Source organism: Yersinia sp. 1252 StPb PI (assembly GCF_048593885.1).
Classification (GTDB): domain Bacteria; phylum Pseudomonadota; class Gammaproteobacteria; order Enterobacterales; family Enterobacteriaceae; genus Yersinia; species Yersinia enterocolitica_E.
Genome location: NZ_JAZGQE010000228.1, coordinates 1 through 6494, shown reverse-complemented (window position 1 = coordinate 6494; position 6494 = coordinate 1). Strand labels below are relative to the sequence as shown.

The window sequence follows — 6494 nt, the reverse complement described above, 5'->3', positions numbered from 1 at the left end:
TATCAATTAATTAATTTAATTTTGAGCTATAGAGATAACATGTGATTGTTCATTAAATGTAAAAATTTAGCGGGCAATAAGTAATGGGTTTGCAAGAAAAATGGTTGAGATGGTCGCCATAAAGGTATAAATATAACGAAAAATGGGATCTAAATCTCAAACCGGTAGTTTCAGTCTGGATATGCAGGGCTGACACACGATTAAAAAAACAACACAAAAATGGCTTTGTTGGTTTTAAGTTTCTAAATTGTTATCAATGTTGTGTTTTGATGAGGGGTGAATCAGGCACAATGCCAAGTTAGCGGCTATAACTTTAGTGAGTGTGAGTCATTGTGGTGCTTTTGTAATTTTTGAATTTTTATTTTTACTAGGAAAAACACGTGAATAATATCCAACTTTCGGTAGTACATCGTCTGCCGCAAAGTTACCGTTGGTTATCAGGCTTTATCGGGGTCAAAGTTGAACCGATACCACTGACGGCGATAGACGATAGCAATAATGATCTTATGGGGCTGAAGTTACTCAGCCACGATGGCAGCCATGCGCAGATTATCATGCAGCGGCTCCACCTCTCTCTACAAGAGATACAAGTGGATTCCGCGATAGTCGAATGGGAAGGCGAGCCTTGTCTATTTGTTCACACTCAGGATGAGAGTGCCACTATGTGTCGCCTGAAAGATGTCGGTGTCGCCATTGCCGAAACCCTGACCGCCTTGTACCCCTTCTAATTCGCTATTGCGCGTTGGTCGGTGTCATGGCGCTTGGGTATGCCCCGCACCAGACCTCAATCTGACGTATCCGCAAATTGTAACAACTGCTGTGTATACTGCTGTTGGGGCGCGGCAAATATGGCCTGACAGTCACCTTGTTCTACTACCTCGCCTTGTCTTAATACAATCACCTGATGGCAGAGTGATCGCACTACCTGCAAGTCATGACTGATAAACAGATAGCTGAGCTGATAACGCTGCTGAAGGGATTTCAGCAAAGCCAGAATTTGGGCCTGTACCGACTTATCCAATGAAGAGGTCGGTTCATCAAGAATCAGTAACTGCGGTTGCAAGATCAACGCACGGGCAATGGCAATGCGTTGGCGCTGGCCACCAGAAAACTCGGTTGGATAACGATAACGGGTGACCGGATCTAATCCCACTTCTTCCATCGCTTTAATCACCCGTTGTTCACGATGTACCGCACTGAGTCTTTGATGGACTTCCAGCCCTTCGGCGATTATCTGCTGCACATTCAGGCGTGGGTTTAGCGCTGAGTAGGGATCCTGGAATACCACCTGAATTCGGCTGCGATAGGGCAGCATCTGTTTAGGGGTAAACTTGTGTAATGGCTGCCCGCTAAACCAAATCTCACCTTTTGAGGGTAACAAGCGCAGCAACGCCAGCCCGGAGGTGCTTTTCCCTGAGCCTGATTCACCCACCAAACCAAGGCTCTCACCGGGATTCAGGGTGAAATTAAGATCGTGCAAAGCATAATGGTAATCAACGGTGCGTCGTAATAAACCACGTTTAATAGGAAACGCCACCTGTAGACCTTTTACTTCAAGCAGGGGTTTTAGACCCGGCGTGAGGGGCAGTGGGTCACCTTGTGGTTCGGCGTCTAATAATTGGCGGGTGTAGGGATGCTGTGGGGTACTAAACAGCGCCTGACGGCTATTTTGCTCCACCTTGCGGCCTTCGCGCATCACTGCCACGTTATCTGCCAACCGGCGCACGATATTCAGGTTATGGGTGATAAATAGCAAGCTCATGCCCATCTCTTGCTTTAACTCTTTCAGCAAACTCAAAATCTGGGCTTGCACCGAAACATCCAGCGCTGTGGTAGGTTCATCGGCAATCAGTAATTTAGGTTGGGTCAATACCGCCATCGCAATCATCACCCGCTGGCGTTCCCCGCCGGAAAGTTGATGAGGGAAATCGCCCAAACGCCCTTTGGCATTACGAATACCCACCCGGTCGAGACATTGAATAATCTCAACTCTGGCCGCTTCCCGGCGCATACCGCGGTGCAGTGACAACACTTCTGCCAACTGTTTTTCAATGGTATGCAGTGGGTTTAGTGACACCATAGGTTCTTGGAAAATCATTGAAATCTGATTGCCGCGCACTTTTCGCAGCGTCGGTTCATCGGCATGCAGCAGAGATTGCCCGGCAAACAGAATATCACCGCCCGGGTAGACCACCGGTGGTGAAGGCAGTAAACGCAATATTGATAAAGCGGTGACACTCTTGCCCGAACCCGATTCCCCGACCAGTGCCAGTGTTTCACCGGCATTGATTTGCAATGACAGTTCGCTGACCACCTCGCGATCAATATTCGCCTGGCGAAATGCAACACTGAGATTTTGAATATCCAGAAGTGGTGAAGTCGCCATATCAGTACACCTTACTTGGGTCAAAGGCGTCACGTACTGCTTCGCCGATAAAGATCAACAGAGATAACAGCACTGCCAATACCAGGAATGCGGTGATGCCAAGCCAGGGAGCCTGAAGGTTATTTTTACCTTCTAATAACAGACCGCCTAATGACGGTGACCCCATCGGCAGGCCAAAACCGAGAAAATCCAGTGAAGTTAGCGTGGTTATCGAACCGCACAGGATAAAGGGCAGGAAGGTTAGTGTTGCCACCATGGCATTGGGCAACATATGGCGCGACATAATGACTCGATCACCCACTCCCATAGCTCGCGCTGCGCGGATGTAGTCATAATTTCGGGTACGTAGAAATTCTGCCCGCACCACACCCACTAATCCCATCCAGCCAAACAGCACGGTGATGGCTAACAGCCACCAGAAGTTGGGTTGGACGATGCTGGACAGTAGAATCACTAAAAATAGTGTTGGCATCCCCGACCACACCTCGATAAATCGTTGCCCCCACAAGTCAATTTTGCCGCCGTAATAACCTTGTACCGCGCCAGCACAGATACCAATTACGCTGGAGAACAGGGTTAATGTCAGGCCGAATAACAGCGAGATACGGAAACCATAGATGACTTTGGCTAAGACATCGCCGCCAGTACTGTCGGTGCCCAGCAAGTTGGTCCGGCTAGGTGGCGAAGGGAAAGGGACATCAGTCGCAAAATTGATGGTGTTATTGCTAAAACGTATGGGTGCCCAGATGGCCCAGCCATTGTCATTAATCCGGCCAATCACATAAGGGTCTTGATAATCTGCCGCCGTGGTTAAAATCCCACCAAAAGTGGATTCGCTGTAATTAGTCATAAAAGGCATATAAATTCGGCCCTGATAGTTTACCAGCAGCGGTTTGTCATTGGCGATCAGTTCGGCAAACAGACTGATAATAAACAGTGTCAGGAAGATCCACAGTGACCAGTAGCCACGGCGATTATTGCGAAAACGCGCCCAGCGGGCCTGATTAATAGCACTTAGCCGTATCATTATTGGCGGCCCTCAAAATCAATCCGTGGATCAACCAGGGTGTAGGTGATATCACTGAGGATATTCAGCAGTAAACCAATCAGGGTGAAAATATAAAGAGTGCCAAACATCACAGGGTAATCACGCTGCAAAGTGGCGTCATAACCCAATAGCCCTAAACCATTGAGTGAAAACATCACTTCAATCAACAGCGACCCGGTGAAAAACATGCTGATAAAGGTGGCAGGGAAGCCAGCGATAACCAACAACATGGCGTTGCGAAAGACATGGCGATACAGAATTTTTTCTTCGGGTAACCCTTTGGCGCGCGCAGTCACCACATATTGCTTGCGGATTTCGTCAAGGAACGAGTTCTTGGTCAGCATCGTCAGTGTGGCGAAGCCGCCAATGACGGTAGCCAATACCGGTAAAGTGATATGCCACAAATAGTCGGTTATTTTGCCGTACCACGGTAGGGTATCAAAGTTACTGGAAACCAGCCCCCGCAGTGGGAATAGATCGAAATAACTGCCGCCGGAAAACAGCACCACCAGTAAAATCGCAAACAGAAACGAAGGAATGGCATACCCGATTATAATGAGAGTACTGCTCCAGGTATCAAAAGCTGAGCCATTGCGCACCGCCTTTTTAATGCCTAATGGAATAGAAACCAGATAAATAATCAGCGTGCTCCATAGCCCAAGTGAAATAGAGACCGGCAGGCTATGTTTCACTAACGACATTACCGATTCACCCCGGAACAGGCTGTCGCCAAAATCAAAGCGGACATAGCTCCATAGCATATCGAAATAGCGCTGGTGCAGCGGCTTGTCAAAACCAAAGCGTTGTTTGATTTCGGCAATAACTTCTGGGTCTAACCCGCGTGAACCGCGATAGTTGCTATCACCCACTTGTGCCGCATTGAGGCCGACTTTAGCCCCCCCCAGCCCGCCATCACCGCCACCGGCGGTAAATCCACTGGAGTGACCCAATTCAATATTGGCAATCGCCTGATCAACTGGCCCACCTGGTGCAATTTGCACAATAAAAAAGTTGATGGTAATGATTGCCCACAGCGTGGGAATAACCAGCAATAGTCGCCGTAATAGATATCCACCCACAGCAGCCCCCTAGTGACGTTCTGTTGGCAGACGAGCTGCCTTGTTGACATCAAACCACCAGCTATCAAACCCAAGCGAATAGGTGGGGCGGTCTGCCGGCATCGAGAATTTATCCCAATAGGCAAAGCGGGCATGGTTGGAGTACCACATCGGAATCATCAGATAGTTCCAGGTCAATACCCTATCAAGTGCCCGGCCAAGGGACTGTAATGCCTCTGGCTGGTCCTGATGTTTGATAATCTCTGCGATCAATTGGTCAATAGCCGGATCTTTAATCCCGGAGGAGTTATAACTGGAATCGACATAAGCCGAGCTCCACCAAATTTGCAGATTTGGGCTAGGGTAGGGGAAGGCACTGTAAACCGTCGGGATCATATCGTAATCCCGACTGCGCAGGCGGTTAACAAACTGAGAGCTGTCAACCTCGCGGATATTCATGGTAATGCCCAAACGTTGCAAATTATGTTTAAACGGTTGAACATATTGGAAGTTACTGCCACTGAGTAACAGTAATTCAAACACAAAAGGCTTACCGGTTTTACTGTTAACCAATTGCTGATTTTTCACTTCCCAGCCTGCTTCGCTGAGTAATTCCCGTGCTTTTAACAGATTATCCCGTGAATCGCCGCTGCCATCAGTTTGTGGTGGCTGATAAATCTGCGTGAACACCTCTGGTGGTACTTTGCCCTTCAACGGACCCAGCCAAGCCAGTTCGGCACTATCGGGATAACCTTTTGCGGCATATTCAGTATTTTGGAAGAAACTATTGGTGCGTTGATAACTATTGAAATAGAAGGCTTTATTCATCCAGTTAAAGTCAAAAGCTAACGTCAGTGCCTGGCGAACTCGCCGATCGCTAAAAATCGGGCGCTGAACGTTAAATGCCAACCATCGGGTATTTTGTGCCGAGTTGTCGACAATATCCTGCTTGGCGATATAGTTTTTTGCAAAATTGCCCCCGACATATTGTGTCGCCCAGCTCTTCGGTGAGGTTTCCTCACGGAAATCGAATGCACCGGCTTTAAAGGCTTCCAATGCGACTTTATCATCCAGATAGTAGTCGTAGCGGATGGTATCAAAATTATATTGGCCGCGGTTAACCGGCAGATTGGCTGCCCAGTAATCTCTCACCCGTTCATAGGTAATAAACTGGCCCATCTTATATTTGCCGATGCGATAAGGGCCGCTGCCAACCGGGGGCTTGCTCAGCGGATCACTCAGTTTATGGTTTTGCCAGAAATGAGCAGGCATCACCGGTAAGCCAAACAAACCTAACATTTTATCTTTATTCGGTTCCGGGAATTCAAAACGCACTGTCAGCCGGGAAATGGCTTTTACCTGTACGCCTTTATAAATAATGCGAAATTGTGGCACACCTTCGGTCATAAATTTATTGAAGGTGAAGGCGACATCCTGTGCGGTAATAGGGGTATCATCATGAAAACGGGCACGTGGATTTATATCGACTTCAATCCAGTGTAAGTCAGGTGCAAAACGTGCGGACTCGGCAATTAATGGATAGTAGCTGCCAATCTCATCGTCAGAGGTACCAAATAGTGAGTCATACAGCCGTTCAGTGCGTATCGCCGGATTACCGCGCAATGCATAACGGTTAAAGTTATCAAAGGTACCAATGGCCGATAGCGTGATATCCCCACCCTTTGGGGCGGCTGGATTGACGTAATCAAAATGGCTGAAATCGGATGAATACTTAGGTTCACCCAGTATGGCAAAAGAGACGCCTTCTTTGATGGTTTCAGCCTGTAGGCCAAAACTCAGGGCTGAAAGTACCAAGGCAGCAAATAGGCGTGGCAACATATTGGCGGTAAGCTCCTGCGTTTCATTCTGATAATAATAATCTTAAACGAAATTACCAGTTTGCAGGGGATTAAAGCAAACATTAAGCCAAATAACTTACTCGAATCAGCTCATTCGAGCTGTGTATGCGCAGTCAGACCGCAACGTCAATTACTTTGAATAT

5 protein-coding genes are annotated in these 6494 nt (G+C 47.9%); 1 reads left to right on the top strand and 4 read right to left on the bottom strand.

Annotated features, from left to right (window positions below; genetic code table 11):
* The first annotated feature begins 380 nt into the window (after nucleotides 1-380).
* Nucleotides 381-728 (top strand): YejG family protein, encoded by a 348-nt coding sequence (locus V2A85_RS21270; protein ID WP_083158351.1) that lies wholly within the window; start codon nucleotides 381-383, stop codon nucleotides 726-728.
* Between the two features lie 56 nt (nucleotides 729-784).
* On the opposite strand, the gene yejF is transcribed toward V2A85_RS21270, so the two are convergent.
* Genes yejF through V2A85_RS21250 form a run of 4 tightly spaced genes read right to left on the bottom strand, consistent with a single transcriptional unit; the run spans nucleotide 785 to nucleotide 6331 of the window.
* Nucleotides 785-2386: a microcin C ABC transporter ATP-binding protein YejF gene (gene yejF, locus V2A85_RS21265; RefSeq protein WP_372559398.1), complete on the bottom strand. Its 1602-nt coding sequence runs from the start codon at nucleotides 2384-2386 to the stop codon at nucleotides 785-787.
* A 1-nt stretch (nucleotide 2387) separates the two neighbouring features.
* Entirely contained in the window at nucleotides 2388-3413 is a 1026-nt protein-coding gene (locus tag V2A85_RS21260) for an ABC transporter permease (RefSeq protein WP_420072292.1), read from the bottom strand.
* The gene (locus tag V2A85_RS21255) at nucleotides 3413-4513 is read right to left on the bottom strand and encodes a microcin C ABC transporter permease YejB (RefSeq protein ID WP_083158354.1); all 1101 of its coding nucleotides are present in this window, start codon (nucleotides 4511-4513) and stop codon (nucleotides 3413-3415) included. The genes V2A85_RS21260 and V2A85_RS21255 overlap by 1 nt, the downstream gene beginning before the upstream one ends.
* A gap of 9 nt (nucleotides 4514-4522) precedes the next feature.
* Nucleotides 4523-6331: an extracellular solute-binding protein gene (locus tag V2A85_RS21250; RefSeq protein ID WP_420072291.1), complete on the bottom strand. Its 1809-nt coding sequence runs from the start codon at nucleotides 6329-6331 to the stop codon at nucleotides 4523-4525.
* Between the last annotated feature and the right edge of the window lie 163 nt (nucleotides 6332-6494).

Excerpts from the sequence above, each read along its gene's own strand:
- yejF (WP_372559398.1), bottom strand. The coding sequence starts at position 2,386 with ATGGCGACTTCACCACTTCTGGATATTCAAAATCTCAGTGTTGCATTT.
- V2A85_RS21250 (WP_420072291.1), bottom strand. The coding sequence starts at position 6,331 with ATGTTGCCACGCCTATTTGCTGCCTTGGTACTTTCAGCCCTGAGTTTT.
- V2A85_RS21260 (WP_420072292.1), bottom strand. The coding sequence starts at position 3,413 with ATGATACGGCTAAGTGCTATTAATCAGGCCCGCTGGGCGCGTTTTCGC.